This window comes from Kitasatospora sp. NPDC022785 (assembly GCF_055561295.1).
In genome coordinates, this window is sequence record NZ_JBVHHB010000008.1 from 295,419 (window position 1) to 312,823 (window position 17,405).

Sequence of the window (17,405 nt, forward strand, 5' to 3'; positions counted from 1 at the left end):
GGACTGCGGTCGGCCGGACTGCGGTCGGCTCGGTCACCGGCTGGATCGGGGGAACGGGGTACGGCATCCGGCTACACCGCCACCAGGACGGCCAGCAGGACGACGCCGGCCAGCAGCGCGCTGAGGTAGGTCTGCGCGTTGCCGGTCTGCGCGAGCCGGACGGCCCGGCCGAGCAGGTTGGCGCCCGCCCCGCTGCCCTGCACGTACGCCTCCACGACCTCGCGGTCGAGGAAGCGGACCAGTTGCGCGGCCGCGGCCACCGGACGGACGAACAGCGCGCTGTAGAGCCGGTCGACGCCGAAGCCGTGCCGGGCCGGGCCGAACAGCGGGCCGAGCAGGGTGCGCCCGGGGTCGGCGACGATCACCTCGGCGGCCGGGGCCCCGGCCTGCTCGGGCACCCGGCCCTCCGGCGCGGGGGCGGGCCGGCCGGCGCCGAGCCGCGCCACGGCGGAGCGCCAGGCGCCGTACGCCAGCAGCGCGCCGGCCACGGCGAGGCCGGTACCGATCACGGCGGTGACGGCCGAGGGCCGCAGCGAGCCGCCGTCCAGCAGCGCGGGCAGCCAGTCCGAGCGCAGGCCGGCGACGCCGAAGCACATGGTCGGGATCGCCAGCACCCAGAGCGGCCAGCGCATCGCGGGCGGCTCGGCGGTGGCCGGGTCGGCCTCGTCCACCTCTGGCGAGTAGGGCGCGTCGGCCTCGTGGTCCGGCGCCGCCGAGGAGCCGGCGACGGCGGCCGGGGCAGGAGCCGGGCTGTGGAACGCCACCAGGAACATCCGGGCCGCGTACGCCGCCGTGAGCAGCACGGTGAGCCCGGCCGAGATCAGCACGATCCAGCCGGCCGCCTCCGGGACGGCCGAGGAAGGGCCGAGCCCGTTGGTCAGCGCCTCGCCGTCGGCGGCGTGCTCGGCGGCGGTCAGCACCGCCTCCTTGCTGAAGAAGCCGGAGAACGGCGGCAGCCCGATCAGGGCGACGAGGCCGATGCCCATCGTCCAGTAGGCGTCCGGGACGCGCTTGCGCAGCCCGGGCATCCGGGACATCGCGGAGATCGAGTTGGTGTGCGCGGTGTGGATCACCACACCGGCCGCGAGGAACAGCAGCGCCTTGAACGCACCGTGGCTGACCAGGTGGAAGACGGAGGCCTCGCGGTCGCCGCTGGCCAGCGCGCCGGCCATGTAGCCGAGCTGGCCGACGGTGGAGTACGCGAGCACCCGTTTCAGGTCGTCCTGGGCGAGTGCGCAGAGCGCCGAGCCGATCATCGTCACGGCGGCCATCACCGCCAGCACCACCAGCGCCGCACCGGAGAGCAGGAAGACCGGCAGCAGCCGGGCGACCAGGTAGATGCCGGCCGCGACCATGGTGGCGGCGTGGATCAGCGCGGAGACCGGCGTCGGGCCGGCCATCGCGTCCGGGAGCCAGGTGTGCAGCGGGAACTGCGCGCTCTTGCCGGCCACGCCGGCGAGCAGCAGCAGCGCGGTCAGCGTCGGGTGGGCGATCCGCCCGTCGCCGGCGGCCGCCAGCACGTCCGGGATCCGGAAGCTTCCGGCGTCGGCACCGAGCAGGAAGATGCCGAACAGGAACGGCACGTCGCCGAGCTTGGTCACCAGGAAGGCCTTCAGCGAGGCCGAGCGGGCGTCCGCGGTCTCCCAGTGGTGGCCGATCAGGAAGTACGAGCAGATGCCCATGACCTCCCAGCCGACCAGCAGCACGATCAGGTCGCCCGAGTAGACGACCAGGAACATCGCCGCCGTGAAGAGCGAGACCAGCGCCGCGTACGAGGGGTAGCGCGGGTCGTCCTTGAGGTAGGCGGTCGAGTACACCTGCACGCAGGTGGCGACCAGGCCGACCAGGACGGAGATCAGCGAGCTGTAGCCGTCCAGGTAGAACCCGAGCGTGAGCTCCGGGCCGCCGGTCGGGGTGAGCCGGGTGGAGGCCTCCAGCACCTGGCCGGTGCCCAGCTGGAGCGCGACGACCAGGGCCAGCACGGCCGAGACGGCGACCGGCACGATCGCCAGCGGCCGGGCCAGGCCGGGCACCTTCCGGCCGGTGGCCAGGGTCGCGGCCGCACCGAGCGCGGGCAGCGCGGGGACGAGGGCGGGCAGGGCGAGATTCATGTGGCGGCCTGGCCCTTCAGCGCCTCGGCTCCGGCCGGCGCCTCCTCGGCGACGGACTCGGACGGGTCGCCGAGCGCGGTGACCCTGTCCACGTCCGCGGTGCCCCGGGCCCGGAACAGCAGCAGGACGATGGCGAGCCCGAGGCCGATCTCGGCGGCGGCGATGGTGATCGTGAACAGGGTGAGCGCCTGGCCGGCGTGCAGGGAGTCCCGCAGCCAGGCGTCGAAGGCGACGAGGTTGAGGTTGACGGCGTTGAGCATCAGCTCGACGGACATCAGCACCAGGATGACGTTGCGCCGGGCGAGTACGCCGTAGACGCCGACGCCGAACAGCAGCGAGGCGAGCACAACGGGGTAGGCGAGGTGCATCAGCTCTCCTCCGGCGAGGCCGCCGCATCCGGCGATGTCGTCGAGGTCGTCGAGTCCGTCGAGGTCGTCCCGGCGGGGGCCGACGGCCTGGGCACGGTCGCGGCGACCGTCCCGTTGGAGCCCACCGGCTTCCCGGCCCGGATCCGCCCGGCCCGGGGCACCGGCACCCGCCGCCCGGCCCCGCGCGTCAGCACGATCGCACCGACCAGCGCGGCCAGCAGCAGCACCGAGAGCGCCTCGAACGGCAGCACCCAGGTGCGGAACAGGCTGGCGCCGGTCACCGCCGCCGAGCCGCCGCCCGCGCCGAGGTCGATCCAGGACGTGCGGAAGGCGTCCACGACGAGCGTCACCAGGGTGCCGGCCGTGGCCAGTGCCACCACCAGGGCGACCCAGCGGTTCTTCGAGTCGGCGTCCGGTGAACGCCCGATCGGCGCCTTGGTGAGCATCAGCCCGAACAGCACCAGCACGACCACCGAGCCGAGGTAGATCAGCACCTGTACCCAGGCGATGAACTCGGCGGTGAGCAGCAGGAACTCCACCGCCAGCCCGCCGAGCGCGGCCACCAGCCAGAGCGCGGCGTGCACCAGCTGCTTGGTGGTGACGGCGACGACGGCCGAGCCGAGCACGACGATGCCGACCAGCAGGAAGACGATCTCGACCCCGGTCGGGGAGAGGAAGGAACGCGCGGCCGGCTCCAGCGAACCGGTCGCGGCCAGCAGGGTGGCGGCGCTCACTCCGGCTCACCTCCCTCGGGCGTCTCCAGGGCGGCGGCCGCGGCGGCCGCCAGTTTGTCCGCCGCCTTGCGGGCGGCGGCGATCTCCTTGGGCTCCTCGGCCCCCGGGTCCAGCGCCGGCGGTGCCGGGACGGTCCACATCCACTCGCGGAGCTTCTCCCGCTCGTGGGTCAGCTCCAGGATGTCGGTCTCCGCGTACTCGAACTCCGGCGACCAGAAGAGCGCGTCGAACGGGCACACCTCGATGCAGATCCCGCAGTACATGCAGAGCGAGAAGTCGATGGCGAAGCGGTCCAGCACGTTGCGGGTGCGGGCGCGCGCGTTCGGGTCGGCGGCCGGCAGCGTCTCCTTGTGGGAGTCGATGTAGATGCACCAGTCCGGGCACTCACGGGCGCAGAGCATGCAGACCGTGCAGTTCTCCTCCAGCAGCGCGATGACCCCGCGCGAGCGCGGCGGCAGCACCGGCTGTACCTCGGGGTACTGCGCGGTGATGCTCTTCTTCGTCATCGTCCGCAGAGTCACGGCCAGGCCCTTGGCCAGGCCGGCACCGGGGAAACTCATGAGATCGCCACCTTGATGATGCCGGTGAGGGCGAGCTGGACGAGTGCGAGCGGAATCAGCACGGTCCACGCGAAGCGCATCAGCTGGTCCTCGCGCAGTCGCGGGTAGGTGACCCGCAGCCAGATCACCACGAAGGCCAGCGCGAAGGTCTTCAGGACGGTCCAGAGCCAGCCGAGCTCGTCCGGCAGCGGGCCGTGCCAGCCGCCCAGGAAGAGCACCGCGGTCAGCCCGGACACCACCAGGATGCCCGCGTACTCGGAGAGCAGGAAGAACGCGAAGCGCAGACCGGAGTACTCGGTGTACGCGCCGAAGATGATCTCCGAGTCGGCCACCGGCATGTCGAACGGCGGGCGCTGCAGCTCGGCCAGGCCGGCCGTGAAGAAGACGAACGCGCCGATGATCTGCCACGGGATCCAGTACCACTGCCAGGCGTCCACGATCCCCGGCAGCGAGAGCGTCCCGGCGGCCATCGCCACCGAGGCGGCGGCGAGCACCATCGGCAGCTCGTACGACATCAGCTGGGCGGCCGTCCGCAGACCGCCGAGCAGCGAGAACTTGTTCGCCGAGGCCCAGCCGGCCATCAGCTTGCCGATCACGCCGACGCCCATCACTGCGAGCACGAAGAACAGCCCCGCGTCGATCGCCTGGCCGACGAAGCCGTCCGGGCCGACCGGGATCGCGAGCAGCACGAAGAGGTACGGCAGCAGCGAGACGGCCGGAGCCAGCTGGAAGATCCGCCGGTCGGCGCCGGCCGGGACGATCTCCTCCTTCTGCGCGAACTTCACACCGTCGGCGACCAGCTGTGCCCAGCCGTGGAAGCCACCGGCGTACATCGGGCCGAGCCGGCCCTGCATGTGCGCCATCACCTTGTGCTCGGTCTGGCCGATGACCAGGGGGAAGGTAAGGAAGACGACGAGCGTGGCGGCACAGCGCAGCAACGTGTCGAGCAGGTTCACGCGCTGTCTCCGTCCTGGTCGGCCGACTCCGCCGGCGCCTCGCTCTCCACGTCCTTCGCGTCCTTCTGCTCCGGCTCGTCGTGCGCTGGCTTGCCCTGCCCGGGCTCGCCCTTCGCGGGCTCGTCGTGGGCGGGCACGGGGTTGTGCCAGGGCGCGTCCGCGGACTGCGTCCGGGTCGGCCGCTCGGGCTTCACCTCTGCGGCGGCACTCCCGGCACTCCCGGTGGTCTCGGCGCTCCCGGTGCTCTCGGCAGCGCTCCCGGTGGCCGCCTGGCTCGCGGAGCCGTCCGAGACCGACCTGGTCCGGCGCGGCCGGTCGGCCCGCACCGGCGGCGCAGCGCTCTCCGCAGCACCGTCCGAAGCCGCGGGCGTCTCCGCCGCCTGGCTGACCGAGCCATCGCCGACCGTCCTGGTCCGCCGTGGCCGGTCGGCCCGCACCGCGGGTCCGCCCTCGGCCGGAGCGCCCGCCGCGCCGGCGGCCGCAGCACCCGCAGCCGCCCGGGGCGTCCGCGCCGCGCCCGCCGCCCGCGCACCGCGCGCGGGCCGCTCGGCGACCGGCGGCAGGGTGCCCTTGAGCGGCCCCCACTCGTTCGGGTCCGGCACACCGGGCGGCTGCATCTTGCGCCGCGCCGGCCCGTCGCCGTGGTCGGACTCGCCCGGCTCCTTGGCGCCGGGCCAGGCCTTGGCGACCCGGGCGGCGAGCACGAACTCCTTGCGCAGCGGGTACCCCTCGAAGCCGTCCGGCAGCAGCAGGGTGGCCAGGTAGGGGTGCCCGGGGAAGTCGATGCCGAACATCTCGTGCGTCTCGCGCTCGTGCCAGGCGGCACCGGCGTAGACCTCGACGGCGGTCGGCAGCGCGGCCTTGTCCCGCGGCACGCGGGTGCGCACCAGCAGGTGGCGCACGCCCGGGGCGTCGGCGGAGGCCAGGTGGGCGGCCACCGAGAAGCCCTCGGCCAGCTCGTCGACGGCGCTCAGCCAGTCGAAGAACGAGAGGCCCAGCACGTCCCGGGCCGCGGTGAGCGCCTTGATCCAGTGCTCGGCGGGCACGTCGACGGTGACCAGGCCGTACGCCTCGGCGCCGGTGGCCCACTCGCCGACCGACGCCGCATACTCCTCGGCCGTGGTCACGACGCCCCTCCCTCGGCAGTGGGCCCGGCCACCAGCGGGCGGCGCAGCGCGGCGGCCGGCGCGGTGTACCGGCCGGGCAGCGACTCGGCGGCGATCTTCTCCTGGAGCTTGAGGATGCCCTGGAGCAGCGCCTCGGGCCGCGGCGGGCAGCCGGGCACGTAGACGTCGACCGGGATGATCTGGTCGACGCCCTTGGTGACCGAGTAGGAGTCCCAGTAGGGACCGCCGGAGTTGGAGCAGGCGCCGAAGGAGATGACGTACTTCGGCTCGGGCATCTGCTCGTAGAGGCGCTTCACGGCGGGCGCCATCTTGTCGGTCACCGTCCCCGAGACGATCATCAGATCGGCCTGGCGGGGGCCCGGCGCGAACGGAATGACACCCATTCGAATGAAGTCGTGCTTGGCCATGGACGCGGCGATGAACTCGATCGCACAGCAGGCCAGGCCGAAGTTGAAGCACCAGAGGCTGTAGCGGCGGCCCCAGTTGAGGACCACCTTGACCGGGTCCGGCGCGAGCCGGGCCAGCGGGCCGATGCCCCGCCGCTCGACGGCGGCACCGGGGCGCGCCGGGTCCGGCAGGCCCAGCGGGACCGGGCCACCGGAGGCACCGTGCGCGTGCGCGTGGTTGTGCGTCACGTCCATTCCAGAACGCCCTTCTTCCAGGCGTAGAGCAGTCCGACCGCGAGGAAGCCGATGAAGACGAACATCTCGACCAGCGTTCCGGCGCCGTATCCGGCGGTGGCGAAGACGGTCGCCCACGGGAACAGGTAGATCGCGTCGACCGCGAAGATCACGTACAGGAAGGCGTAGACGTAGTAGCGGACCTGGGTGTGCGCCCAGTCCTCCCCCACCGGGTCCACGCCGCACTCGTAGGCGAGGAGTTTCTCCGGCGAGTACACCACCGGCCGCAGCAGCCGGTTGGCGGTGAACGCCACGGCGACGAAGAGCACGCCGACGACGGCGAGCAGGCCCATCGCGGCATACGCGTCGAAGTAGCCGCCGCCGACCGCCGGGTCGGCCGCGACGGCAGCTGCCGGCTGCCCCTCCATGCCACTCGCCTCCACATCGGCCGTGAAACCGCCCCACAAGGCAGTTCTACGACGTTTCTTTACACGGTCATAACCATCGCCAATGCGTGAGTCTAAGTGCACGGCCGTGGAGCACCGCACCCTGCCCGATCCGCAAGACAACCGGCGGACGGCCAGCGGACGCCGGGACGTCCCGCGCCGGCCCCGGACCGCCTCCCCGGCGTGCCGGCGGGGCCCGCCGGCGGGGGTGGGGATAACCCCCGCCCGGGGAGACGTATCACCCCCATGGCCCCGGCGGCCCCTTTCCGGGGAAGCTTGGATCATCAGCTCGACCGACAGGGACGGTAGATCCGGATGAAACCACTGCACCGCCGCGCCGCGGACGCCATCAAGGGGCCGGACGCGCGCATGGAACGCGCCCCGCTGTACGGCGCGCGGATGTGGCGGCAGGCCGGGCAGCTGATGCTCAACCTGCCGCTGGGCATCGCGGGGTTCGTCTTCACCGTCACGACGCTCTGCGTCGGCCTCGCGCTCTCCGTCACCGTGATCGGCCTGCCGCTGCTGGCCGCCGGGCTGGCCGGCTGCCGGGGCATGGGCGGCTTCGCCCGCCGCCGGGCCCGCTCGGTGCACGGCTCCGAGCTGCGGGACCCGGAGCCGGTGCGCCGGCCCCGCCCGGGGATCACCGGCTACGCGATCGCCCACCTCACGGACGCGCTGAGCTGGCGCTCGGTCCTCTACTACGTGCTGTTGCTGCCCTGGGGCCTGCTGAGCTTCGCCGTGACCCTGATCTGCGTGATCATCGGCTGGCCGGCGCTGCCCTGGGTGGTCCGCTTCGAGTCGGCGGTCGACCGGATGCTGGTGGAGGTCCTGCTCTCCCCCGGCGTGCTCTCCGAGCGGGTGCGCGAGCTGGAGGACGACCGCGGCACGGTGGTCGACACCGCCGCCGCCGACCTGCGCCGGATCGAGCGCGACCTGCACGACGGAGCCCAGGCCAGGCTGGTGGCGCTGGCGATGGACCTCGGCCTGGCCAAGGAGCGGCTCCGGGAGACGGAGACGCCGGACGACGTGGCCGCCGCCGCCAGGATGGTCGACAACGCGCACGGCGAGGTGAAGCTCGCCCTCCAGGAGCTGCGCGACCTGGCCCGCGGCATCCACCCGGCGGTGCTCACCGACCGCGGCCTGGACGCGGCGCTCTCCGCGGTGGCCGCCCGCTGCACCGTGCCGGGCGGGGTCAAGGTGAACGTCGGGCTGAAGGCCGCGGACGGCACGGTCGAGCGCCCGGACTCGGCGGTCGAGGGCATCGCCTACTTCACGGTCAGCGAGCTGCTGACCAACGTCTCCAAGCACTCCGGCGCAAGCTCCGCCACGGTGGACGTCTGGCGCGCCGGCGACCAGCTGATGGTGCTGGTCCAGGACGACGGCAAGGGCGGCGCGGCCCCCTACCCGGGCAGCGGCCTGGGCGGGCTGGCCGAGCGGATCCGGGCGGTGGACGGGGTGTTCCTGGTGGAGAGCCCGCACGGCGGCCCGACCACCGTCACGATCGAGCTCCCCTGGCACACCCGCGCCGCCCGCCGCTGATCGTCCGCCCGGAACCCGGACCCGGGACGGCAACCGGCCGGGACCACGTCGAGGCAGTCGACGTGGTCCCGGCCGCACCCGTGCGCCGGCCGCCCGCCGACCCTTGCGCGGTGTGCGGGCGGCCGGCGCCGGCGGTCTAGGGGGTTGCCAGGGTGCCGAGGGTGACCTCGGCGGTCTTGTCCTGACCGTCCCGGGTGTAGCCGACGGTCACCTTGCTGCCCGGGGTGAGCGAGGCCAGCGCGGTGGTGAGCGAGTTCAGCGAGTCGACCGGGGTGTCACCGACCTTGGTGATCACGTCGCCGGCCTGCATCCCCGCCGCGTCGGCCGCGCCGCCCGGGCTGACGGCCACGATGACGGCCCCGGCCGGGTGGAAGTTCTGGTCGAAGTACGTGCGGGCGGTGATCCCGAGCGCGGCCCGGCCGGAGTTGGTGACCTTGCCGTCCTTGATCAGCTGGTCCGCGATGTTGGTGATGGTGGACGCCGGGATGGCGAAGCCGATGCCGGGCGCCGCGGCTCCGTTGGTCTCCGGCTCGGTCGCGGCGAGCGTGTTGATGCCGATCACCTGGCTGTTCAGGTTGACGAGCGCGCCACCGCTGTTGCCCGGGTTGATCGCCGCCGAGGTCTGCACCATGTTGCCGATGGTGGCTCCCGGCGAGCCGCCGCCCGTCGGCTCGGCGACGGTCCTGCCGGTGGCCGAGACGATGCCCTCGGTGACACTGCCGGAGAGCCCGAGCGGGCTGCCCATGGCAAGCGTGATCTGGCCCAGCTGGACCTTGGTGGAGTCCCCGAAGACGGCCGGCCGGAGGCCGCCCGGCAGGCTGGTCAGCTTGACCACCGCGAGGTCGGAGTCCGGGTAGCTGCCGACCAGGGTGGCGTCCAGCGGCTTGGTGCTGTTGGCCAGGGTCACGGTGAAGGTGGTGGCGGTGCCGACCACGTGGGCGTTGGTGACGACGTCGCCCTTGTTGTCGTAGACGATCCCGGAGCCGAGGCCGGTCGCGGTGGTGATCTGCACCACCGAGGGCAGCACGTCGGCGATCACCTTCTGGTACGTGTCCTGGAGCTGGTTGCCGCTCGCCGGCTGGGTGGGGGCGGACGCGGAGGCGCCCGTGGTCGCGGAGGTGGACGACGAGGAGGAGGACCCTCCGCTGCTGCACCCGGCCACCGCCAGCGCGACCACCACGGCGACCGCCCCGGGCACCGCCGGCCGCCCGCCGAACGCCTTGGGCCCGGTGGGGCGCGGCCCGGCCGGGAGAGGGCGGGTGGGCTCCTTCTTGCGGTTCACGTCGGCCGCCTCCGATTCCCTCACCAGACAGAGATCTTTGTCAGCATTTCACCGATATGTCCGAATGGCCCCACCGACTCGCCCGGCGCCGGCCCGAAAGCTCGACCGCCTAGGATGCGGGCCATGACTTGGTTGATCACCGGCGGTGCCGGATACATCGGCGGGCACGTGGTGCAGCAGCTCCTCGACGCGGGCGAGCGGGTCGCCGTCCTGGACGACTTCAGCACCGGTGACCGCACCCGGCTGCCGCAGGGCGTGGCCCTGGTCGAGGGGTCCACGCTGGACCGCGCCGTGCTGGACGAGGCGATCCGCGAGCACGCGGTCGAGGGCATCCTGCACTTCGCGGCGAAGAAGCAGGTCGGCGAGTCGGTCGAGCAGCCCTTCTTCTACTACCGCGAGAACATGATCGGTCTGCAGACCGTGCTGGAGGCGGCCGCCGCGGGTGGCGTGAAGCGCTTCCTGTTCTCCTCCTCCGCCGCCGTCTACGGCATGCCGGACGTCGACCTGGTCACCGAGTCCACCCCCTGCGACCCGATGAGCCCGTACGGCGAGACCAAGCTGGCCGGCGAGTGGCTGGTCTCGGCGGCCGGCAAGGCCCACGGCATCTCCACCGTGTCGCTGCGCTACTTCAACGTGGCCGGCGCGGCCTCGCCGGAGCTGTCCGACGCGGGCGTGTTCAACCTGATCCCGATGGTCTTCGAGCGGCTCACCGCCGGCCAGGCCCCGCGGATCTTCGGCGCCGACTACCCGACCCCCGACGGCACCTGCGTGCGCGACTTCATCCACGTCTCCGACATCGCCTCCGCGCACGTGGCGGCCGCGAAGCGGCTGGCGGCCGACCCGGCCGGCGAGACCGCGCTGATCCTCAACATCGGCCGCGGCGAGGGCGTCAGCGTCAAGGAGATGCTGGACGTGATCGGCAAGGTGACCGGGTACGACGCCACCGGCGAGGTCACCCCGCGCCGCGCCGGCGACCCCGCCCGGGTGGTGGCCTCCGCCGAGCTGATCCGCCAGGAGCTGGGCTGGACCGCCCGTCACGGCGTCGAGGAGATGGTGGCCTCGGCATGGGAGGGCTGGTGCAGCCGCCACCCGGAGGCCCGCCGGAAGTAGCGGAGCCGACGCGCAGGGGCGGGGGTCGTCGGCCGACCCCCGCCCCTGCCGTCTCCCCCGGTCAGTGCGAGGGCACCGCCGTGCCGTAGTAAGCGTCCAGCGCGTAGACGCAGCGGTCCTTGCTGCCGACGAAGACCTTCCCGCCGACCGCCACCGGCGAGCCGGTCAGCTCGCCCTTGGTGCCGAGCTCCCAGCGCAGCTGACCGGTCGCCAGGTCCAGGGTGTGCAGCGACTGGTCCCGGCTGCCCAGGTGGACCAGGCCGTCGGCGACCGCCGGGGAGCCGACGATCTCGCCCCTCGCGGTGTACCGCCACCGCTCCCGGCCGGTGGCTGACTCGAAGGCGTACAGCACCTCGCCGCTGCCGACCAGCACCATGCCGTCCCCGACCACCACCGGCTCGGCGCCCTGCCGGTTGCCGGTGACGCCGCGCCAGCGGTCCCGGCCGGTGGCCGCGTCCAGCGCGTACACCGTGCCGAGGTAGTCGGCGACGTACACCGCGTCGGCGTCCAGCGCGGGCGGGGTGAAGAGCACGACGGGCGCCTCGAAGCGCCAGCGTTCGGCACCGCTCGCCGCGTCCAGTGCGTACACCCGGGTGCCGGCCGTCACGTACAGCACCCCGGCCCGCTCGGCCGGGCGCGACGGCACGTCCTCGCCGACCGGGAAGGACCACCGCAGGCCCGCCCCGCGCGGGTCGACGCAGCGCAGCCGCCCGCCGCCGTAGTAGTACGCGGCGCCGCCCACCAGGGCCGGGCCGGACTGCGGGTTCTCGTAGTCCTGCTGGGCGTCGTCGGCGCGCCACAGCTCGGCGCCGCCGGCCGCCGAGCGCAGCTGCACCCCGCCGCCCCGGACGCCGCAGCAGAGCACGCCGTCGGCGGCGTCCAGCGAGTAGACCCAGCCGTCCAGCGAGCTGCGCCAGCGCTCGGCGCCGTCGGCGACGTCGACGGTGTAGAGGTGCGGGCCGTCGGCGGCGTGCACCCGGCCGGCGTCGACGGCGAGCGCCCAGGCGACGTCGCGGGTCTTGTAGCGGCGCTGACCGGAGGCGATGTCGAGGGCGTGCACCTCGAAGCTGGAGACGAAGAGGGTGCCGTCGGCGATCACCGGGGTGCCCCAGACGTCGTTGGACATCCGGAACCGCCAGGGGCGCCAGCGGGCGGCCCGCACCGGCGGCGGCGTGGCCCGGCGGACCCAGTCGGTCTCGGCGGGCGCGGAGCCCGGCCCGGCCTGCTCGGCCCTGGGCCCCGGGCCTATCCGCACCGAAGCGTTGGGCAGCCGCACCTCGGCGGCGCTCTCCCCGGCGACCGGCGCGCGGTGGCGGCGGGGGGCGGCGAGCTTCTCGGTGGCGGCCTCGGTGTCCGGCCCAGGGAGCGCCGGTGCGGCGTGCACCGGCCCGGTGCTGGGCGGGGCGTGGTGCCCGACGGGGTGCCGGGTGCGCGGGTCGTCCCGGTTCGGCCGCTGCGGCGGCACCGGCGCCTGCTGCTGAGCGGGCTGGGGCTGCACCGGCTGGGGCTGCACCGGCTGGGGCGGCACCGGCTGCGGCGGCGCAGGGGCGACCGGGGCCGGCGGGGGCTGACGGCGGCCACGCTTGCGCTCGATCAGCTCCAGCGCGTTGGGCGGCAGCCAGTCCCCGGCCTCGCCGGAGGCGTCGTCCCGGGAGAACAGGTGCGGGGCCAGCTCGGCCTGGATCTGCGCCGGCGACGGCCGGTGCTCGGGGGACGGCCGCATGCAGGCGCGGACCAGGTCCACCAGCTCGGCCGGCAGGCCGGAGAGGTCGGGCTGCTCGCGCAGCAGCTGGAACACCGTCTCGACCGGGTTGGCACCCCGGTACGGCGGGTGGCCGGTGGCGCAGAAGACCAGCAGCGAGCCGAGCGAGAAGACGTCGCTGGCGCCGGAGACGCTGCGGCTGTCGCGGGCCTGCTCGGGAGACATGTACGCCGGGGTGCCGACCGCGACGTTGGTCATGGTGAGCCGGGTGCTGGAGACCCCGGCCGCGATGCCGAAGTCGATCACCCGCGGGCCGTCCTCGACCACCAGCACGTTGGAGGGCTTGAGGTCGCGGTGGACCAGCCCGGCGGCGTGGATCGACTGCAGCGCCTCGGCGATGCCCGCCACCAGCCAGCGCACCGCCCCCGCCGGCAGCGGCCCGCACTCGGTGACCAGGTCCTCCAGGGACGGCGCCGGGACGTACGCGGTGGCCAGCCAGGGCACCCGGGCGTCGGCGTCAGCGTCCACCACGGCCGCGGTGTAGAAACCGCCGACCGTCTTGGCGGCCGCGATCTCCCGGGCGAAACGGACCCGGAACAGCTCGTCCTCGGCCAGCTCCCCCCGGACGGTCTTGATGGCCACTCGCCGGCCGGACGCGGAACGCGCCAGGTAGACCAGGCCCATCCCGCCCGCGCCGAGCCGCCCCAGCACCTCGAAGGGCCCGATCCGCCTCGGATCGTGCGCCGTCAGCTGGTCCACTCCGCTGCCACCTCCCCGTTTTCCGCACCCACCACGGGGTGCCGGACCCGATTCTCCAATGCCGCCCGGCCCATCTCCAACCTCCCCCGCCCAGAGGCTCCCCGGGGGGCCGCCGCGGTCGCCGTCCGGTCAGTGCCGCCGGAACGGCCGGATTCTGACGTCCGCTCCGGCGGCGGCTTGCATCCGGCCCGCCCGGACCCATCGCGGTCGGGTCCGCGCCCGACCGGCGACCGTCACGTTCTGTCACCGGACCACCCCTCAGCGGAGGGGTCGTCACGCTGTGAGGTCATAAGCACACGGGGGGGCTTGACCGGAGCGCGGTGAATATCCGTCCGAACTGGTTCACACCCCTATACCAACCCCCGGGCGGAGTAATTGTCACATCACCGAATCGCGCCAAGATCGAGCCACGGTAAGCTGACGGCATGACAGGACAAGTTCGCACCGTCGACGGTCGCGTCGCCGGGCGACGCGGACAGGAGACGCGGCAGAAGCTGCTCGACTGCCTCCGCGAGATGCTCAGCACGTCGCCCTATCGGGACGTCAAGGTCATCGACGTCGCCCGTATGGCGGGTACCTCCCCCGCGACCTTCTACCAGTACTTCCCGGACGTCGAGGGCGCTGTCCTCGAAATCGCCGAGGAAATGGCCAAGGACTCCGACACGCTCAAAGAGCTGGTGGCCGGAAAGTCCTGGGCAGGGAAGTCCGGCACGGCCACTTCGGAAGAACTGGTCGACGGATTCCTCGCCTTCTGGCGCAAGAACGACGCCATTCTCCGAGTGGTCACGCTCGGTGCTGCCGAAGGGGACAAGCGGTTCTTCAAGATCCGCATGACGGTCCTCAACGCGGTCGCCAAGCCACTCACGGACGCCGTCAAGGAACTCCAGGCGAAGGGCCAGGCCGACAAGTCGCTCGACCCGGCAGCCGTCGCCGGCTCTCTGGTCTCGCTGCTCGCTTCGGCGGCCGAGCACCAGAAGGCCTTCACCTCCTGGGGCGTCAAGGTCAAGGACCTCAAGCCCAACCTCGCTCCCCTGGTGTACCTGGGTGTCACCGGCAAGAAGCCGCCCAAGTAGACCGATCCGCCAACCCACCCATCCGCTCCGCGCGCAACCCCGGCCTCCTGTCCGGGGAACGACGGACGGCGGCCGTGTCCTCGGGGGAGGTCTGCCGGCGGTCCGCAGCGCGCCAGACATGCCGGTGGGCGGGCACCCACTGCGGGGTGCCCGCCCACCGGCATTGTTCTTTTCCGGTCGCTTCCGGACGGCTCGGGACGGATTCAGGACGGCTCAGGGCGGGTTGAGGACGACCGGTGACGCCCAGGCGACGCCCAGGGACCGCTCAGGCGCCGCCCAGGGGCCCCTCAGGGGCCGCTGAAGGCCCACCCGGGGCCTCGGGGCGCCGCTTTGGGCCGAGAGGCCGCTCAGGGGCAGCGGACGACCTGACCGGCGTACGCCAGGCCGCCGCCGAAACCGAACAGCAGCACCGGGTCGCCGGGCGACAGCTCGCCGCGCTCGACCAGCTTGGAGAAGGCCAGCGGGATGGACGCGGCCGAGGTGTTGCCGGACTCCACCACGTCCCGGGCGACCACCGCGTCGGGGGCACCCAGCTTGGCCGCGATCGAGTCGATGATCCGCAGGTTGGCCTGGTGCGGCACGAAGCCCTTGAGCTCCGACGGGTCGATCCCGGCCTTCTCGCAGGCCTGCCGGGCCAGCGGGGCGATCTGGGTGGTGGCCCAGCGGAACACCGACTGGCCCTGCTGGCTGATCACCGGGTCCCAGCCGGTGATCACCACGGCGTCGCTCTTCTCCGGCTCCGAGCCCCAGACCACCGGGCCGATGCCCGGCTCGGCGCCGTCCTCCTGGGCCTCCACCACCGCGGCGCCGGCACCGTCGCCGAAGATCACGCAGGTGGTCCGGTCGGTCCAGTCGAGGGTGTCCGACATCCGCTCCGCGCCGATCACCAGGGCGGTGCGGGCCGCTCCGGCCCGGATCGCGTGGTCCGCGGTGGCCAGCGCGTACGAGAAGCCCGAGCAGACCGTGTTGATGTCGTAGGCGGCGGGCGCCGTCACGCCGAGGCGGGCGGCGACGGCGGCGGCCGTGTTGGGGCTGCGCTCGACCGCGGTGCAGGTGGCGACCACGACGAGGTCGATGTCGGCGGCCGTGCGGCCGCTCTTCGCCAGCGCCTTCTGGGCCGCCTCGGTGGCGAGGTCCACCAGGGTCTCGCCCTCCGCGATGTGGCGGGTCCGGATCCCCACCCGGCTGCGGATCCACTCGTCGTCGGTGTCGACCAGCACCGCCAGGTCGTCGTTGGTGAGGACCTTCGGGGGCTGGTAGTGGCCGAGTGCCACAATGCGCGAACCGCTCATACAGCCACTCAACCCGGTTACCCACTGGTCTGCGGGGCGCGACCGGCTACAGGATCCGCGCCCGGAAGCTGTAGGAGGCCCACAAGGGCCGTTGCGGCGCCTGGGCCCACCACCCCGGACGGATGCGCCCTCAGGCCGCCAGTGAGGCCGCGTCGCCCATCACGATCACCGGGTGAGCGGCCGGATCGAGGGTCCGGATCAGCAGGGCCATCTTGTCCTCGGGGACGGAGACGCAGCCGTGCGTCGGGCCGTCGTGGTCGACGTGGATCCAGATCCCGCCGCCCTTGGAGGAGCCGTTGGGGCGGCGCGGGTCGAGCGGCGAGTTGCCGGGCACCCGGTTGTAGTTGATCGCGACCACGTAGTCGAAGGAGCCGGCCAGCTGGTCGCCGAAGAAGCCCGTCCCGGAGACCACGAAGCTCGGGTCCTTGTCGTACGGGAGCTTGCTGCCCGGGTCGGCCTTGCGGCCGCCGGCGTCGGTGAGCGAGAAGACCCCGATCGGGCTGCGCAGGTCGCCCTCGTTGTGGTCGGTGGTCCAGCCGTTGTTGCCGTTGTGGCCCTGCCAGGTCTCGCCGGCCAGCCACCGGCCCTCGGCGGTGCGGGTCCAGAGGGTGACGGTGTTCTTGTTGGCGTTCTTGTCCTGGCCGGAGGCGAGCACCACCTGGGTGGTCTCGGCGGGTATCCGGGCGGTGAAGGCGGCGCCGAGGCCCGGTATCGAGGCCACCGAACCGTCCGGCCGGGCCTCGCTGCGACCGGCGGCGGGCTCCTCGGTGTGCCGGTCGTTGACGGCCTGGGCCGCGGGGGCGGCCTGGGCACCGGCGGCCGGGGACGGCTGGTCCGGGGTGGAGACGCCATCCGGGCCGGGGCCGTCGGCGGTGGTGACGCCGGGCTTGGCGGAGTCCTGGCCGACGGTGTACCAGCCGGCGGCCGCCGCGAGCAGCAGCGCGGTGCCGGCCGTCACGGCCTTGCCGGTGCGCTTCTTCGGCTTGGGCTTGCGGCGGTGGCCGCGGGCGGCCGCCCGGCCGCCGACCGGAGCCGCTTCCGCGGGCGCCGCGGCCGAGGCCACGACCACCGGCTCGGGGTCGAGCCCGGGCGCGAGGTCCGGCGCCGGCTCGGCGGCGTACGACGGTCCGGGCTCCGACCAGTACGCCCGCTCGGTCTCGGCGGGGTCGGCGGGGTACGGCTGGAAGGGCTGGTCGTAGGCGTCATAGGCGTCGTAGCCGCCGTGGCTGCCGTGGCCCTCGTAGGCGGCCTGGCCCTGGTAGCTCTGCGGGGCCTGCTGGTTCTCGTACCCGTAGGGCGGCTGGTTCCCGTCTGCCGTGTACGGCTGCGCCGTGCCGTACTCCGGGTACGACGGCTGCTCGTAGACCCCGTAGGACTGCTGCGGCACCTCGTACCCCGGCTGGTACGCCGGTTCGTGCATCGGCTCGTACGGCGGGTACGTGGTGGCGCGATGGGAACCGGACATGCGGCCGATCCTGCCAAACCAACGGCCCGTTGGGAAACCCGGGGGCTGTGCGGGGCCGGTGAAGACTGGGCCGGCCCGGGTGGAAACGCCCGTCTCCCGGGCCTGCCGGCGGCCCGGGAGACGGGGGAAATCACTGGTCGGCGCGGGACCGCGCCGGTCGGTGCCCGGTCAGAGGCGCATGGCCTGCGGGGTCTCCCGGCGCGTCAGGTCCGGGCCGTCGTACTCGCGGATGACCTCGTAGCGGGTGTTGCGCTCCACCGG

15 protein-coding genes are annotated in these 17,405 nt (G+C 73.4%); 3 read left to right on the top strand and 12 right to left on the bottom strand.

All coding sequences use genetic code 11. The features are described 5' to 3' along the window. Window positions 1-71: 71 nt before the first annotated feature. Genes ACZ3YO_RS16320 through ACZ3YO_RS16355 form a run of 8 tightly spaced genes read right to left on the bottom strand, consistent with a single transcriptional unit; the run spans window position 72 to window position 6,904 of the window. Window positions 72-2,111: an NADH-quinone oxidoreductase subunit 5 family protein gene (locus ACZ3YO_RS16320; protein WP_465569590.1), complete on the bottom strand. Its 2,040-nt coding sequence runs from the start codon at window positions 2,109-2,111 to the stop codon at window positions 72-74. Next, the gene (gene nuoK, locus ACZ3YO_RS16325) at window positions 2,108-2,479 is read right to left on the bottom strand and encodes an NADH-quinone oxidoreductase subunit NuoK (protein ID WP_465569592.1); all 372 of its coding nucleotides are present in this window, start codon (window positions 2,477-2,479) and stop codon (window positions 2,108-2,110) included. The genes ACZ3YO_RS16320 and nuoK overlap by 4 nt, the downstream gene beginning before the upstream one ends. Continuing rightward, window positions 2,479-3,213: an NADH-quinone oxidoreductase subunit J family protein gene (locus ACZ3YO_RS16330; protein WP_465569594.1), complete on the bottom strand. Its 735-nt coding sequence runs from the start codon at window positions 3,211-3,213 to the stop codon at window positions 2,479-2,481. The genes nuoK and ACZ3YO_RS16330 overlap by 1 nt, the downstream gene beginning before the upstream one ends. Next, complete coding sequence (locus ACZ3YO_RS16335; protein ID WP_396321529.1) at window positions 3,210-3,773, bottom strand: NuoI/complex I 23 kDa subunit family protein; 564 nt, start codon at window positions 3,771-3,773, stop codon at window positions 3,210-3,212. The genes ACZ3YO_RS16330 and ACZ3YO_RS16335 overlap by 4 nt, the downstream gene beginning before the upstream one ends. After that, window positions 3,770-4,723 carry an NADH-quinone oxidoreductase subunit NuoH gene (nuoH, locus tag ACZ3YO_RS16340; protein ID WP_396321552.1) on the bottom strand — a complete coding sequence of 318 codons (954 nt, stop codon included), beginning with the start codon at window positions 4,721-4,723 and terminating at the stop codon, window positions 3,770-3,772. Before nuoH ends, ACZ3YO_RS16335 begins: the two co-directional genes overlap by 4 nt. Before the next feature lie 2 nt (window positions 4,724-4,725). Next, window positions 4,726-5,856: an NADH-quinone oxidoreductase subunit C gene (locus ACZ3YO_RS16345; protein ID WP_465569597.1), complete on the bottom strand. Its 1,131-nt coding sequence runs from the start codon at window positions 5,854-5,856 to the stop codon at window positions 4,726-4,728. Further along, window positions 5,853-6,497: an NADH-quinone oxidoreductase subunit B gene (locus tag ACZ3YO_RS16350; protein WP_396321531.1), complete on the bottom strand. Its 645-nt coding sequence runs from the start codon at window positions 6,495-6,497 to the stop codon at window positions 5,853-5,855. Before ACZ3YO_RS16350 ends, ACZ3YO_RS16345 begins: the two co-directional genes overlap by 4 nt. After that, window positions 6,488-6,904, bottom strand: coding sequence for an NADH-quinone oxidoreductase subunit A (locus ACZ3YO_RS16355; RefSeq protein WP_396321532.1), 417 nt, complete (start codon window positions 6,902-6,904; stop codon window positions 6,488-6,490). Before ACZ3YO_RS16355 ends, ACZ3YO_RS16350 begins: the two co-directional genes overlap by 10 nt. Before the next feature lie 387 nt (window positions 6,905-7,291). Here ACZ3YO_RS16355 and ACZ3YO_RS16360 point away from each other — a divergent pair, with 387 nt between their 5' ends. Further along, window positions 7,292-8,461 (top strand): sensor histidine kinase, encoded by a 1,170-nt coding sequence (locus ACZ3YO_RS16360; protein WP_465553462.1) that lies wholly within the window; start codon window positions 7,292-7,294, stop codon window positions 8,459-8,461. A gap of 136 nt (window positions 8,462-8,597) precedes the next feature. Here the strand turns inward: ACZ3YO_RS16360 and ACZ3YO_RS16365 are convergent, their stop codons facing one another. Next, a complete protein-coding gene (locus ACZ3YO_RS16365; RefSeq protein ID WP_465569626.1) occupies window positions 8,598-9,659 on the bottom strand; it encodes a S1C family serine protease in 1,062 nt (353 codons plus the stop codon). A gap of 207 nt (window positions 9,660-9,866) precedes the next feature. On the opposite strand from ACZ3YO_RS16365, the gene galE reads away from it, so the two are divergent. Further along, window positions 9,867-10,853, top strand: a complete 987-nt coding sequence (gene galE / locus ACZ3YO_RS16370) for a UDP-glucose 4-epimerase GalE (RefSeq protein WP_465569599.1) — start codon at window positions 9,867-9,869, stop codon at window positions 10,851-10,853. A gap of 61 nt (window positions 10,854-10,914) precedes the next feature. Here galE and ACZ3YO_RS16375 read toward each other — a convergent pair whose 3' ends face one another. Then, on the bottom strand, window positions 10,915-13,314 hold the full coding sequence (locus ACZ3YO_RS16375) for an outer membrane protein assembly factor BamB family protein (protein ID WP_465569601.1): 2,400 nt from the start codon (window positions 13,312-13,314) through the stop codon (window positions 10,915-10,917). A 425-nt stretch (window positions 13,315-13,739) separates the two neighbouring features. Between ACZ3YO_RS16375 and ACZ3YO_RS16380 the strand changes: the two genes are divergently transcribed. Further along, a complete protein-coding gene (locus ACZ3YO_RS16380; RefSeq protein ID WP_380313970.1) occupies window positions 13,740-14,387 on the top strand; it encodes a TetR family transcriptional regulator in 648 nt (215 codons plus the stop codon). 347 nt (window positions 14,388-14,734) lie between these two features. Here ACZ3YO_RS16380 and ACZ3YO_RS16385 read toward each other — a convergent pair whose 3' ends face one another. Both ACZ3YO_RS16385 and ACZ3YO_RS16390 read right to left on the bottom strand, forming a co-directional pair. Next, a complete protein-coding gene (locus tag ACZ3YO_RS16385; protein WP_465553420.1) occupies window positions 14,735-15,679 on the bottom strand; it encodes a beta-ketoacyl-ACP synthase III in 945 nt (314 codons plus the stop codon). Between the two features lie 130 nt (window positions 15,680-15,809). Next, window positions 15,810-17,144 (bottom strand): L,D-transpeptidase family protein, encoded by a 1,335-nt coding sequence (locus ACZ3YO_RS16390; RefSeq protein ID WP_465569606.1) that lies wholly within the window; start codon window positions 17,142-17,144, stop codon window positions 15,810-15,812. Window positions 17,145-17,405 lie beyond the last annotated feature (261 nt).

Excerpts from the sequence above, each read along its gene's own strand:
- ACZ3YO_RS16390 (WP_465569606.1), bottom strand. The coding sequence starts at position 17,144 with ATGTCCGGTTCCCATCGCGCCACCACGTACCCGCCGTACGAGCCGATG.
- ACZ3YO_RS16355 (WP_396321532.1), bottom strand. The coding sequence starts at position 6,904 with ATGGAGGGGCAGCCGGCAGCTGCCGTCGCGGCCGACCCGGCGGTCGGC.
- ACZ3YO_RS16360 (WP_465553462.1), top strand. The coding sequence starts at position 7,292 with ATGGAACGCGCCCCGCTGTACGGCGCGCGGATGTGGCGGCAGGCCGGG.
- galE (WP_465569599.1), top strand. The coding sequence starts at position 9,867 with ATGACTTGGTTGATCACCGGCGGTGCCGGATACATCGGCGGGCACGTG.
- ACZ3YO_RS16385 (WP_465553420.1), bottom strand. The coding sequence starts at position 15,679 with ATGAGCGGTTCGCGCATTGTGGCACTCGGCCACTACCAGCCCCCGAAG.
- ACZ3YO_RS16320 (WP_465569590.1), bottom strand. The coding sequence starts at position 2,111 with ATGAATCTCGCCCTGCCCGCCCTCGTCCCCGCGCTGCCCGCGCTCGGT.
- ACZ3YO_RS16380 (WP_380313970.1), top strand. The coding sequence starts at position 13,740 with ATGACAGGACAAGTTCGCACCGTCGACGGTCGCGTCGCCGGGCGACGC.
- ACZ3YO_RS16335 (WP_396321529.1), bottom strand. The coding sequence starts at position 3,773 with ATGAGTTTCCCCGGTGCCGGCCTGGCCAAGGGCCTGGCCGTGACTCTG.
- ACZ3YO_RS16350 (WP_396321531.1), bottom strand. The coding sequence starts at position 6,497 with ATGGACGTGACGCACAACCACGCGCACGCGCACGGTGCCTCCGGTGGC.
- nuoK (WP_465569592.1), bottom strand. The coding sequence starts at position 2,479 with ATGCACCTCGCCTACCCCGTTGTGCTCGCCTCGCTGCTGTTCGGCGTC.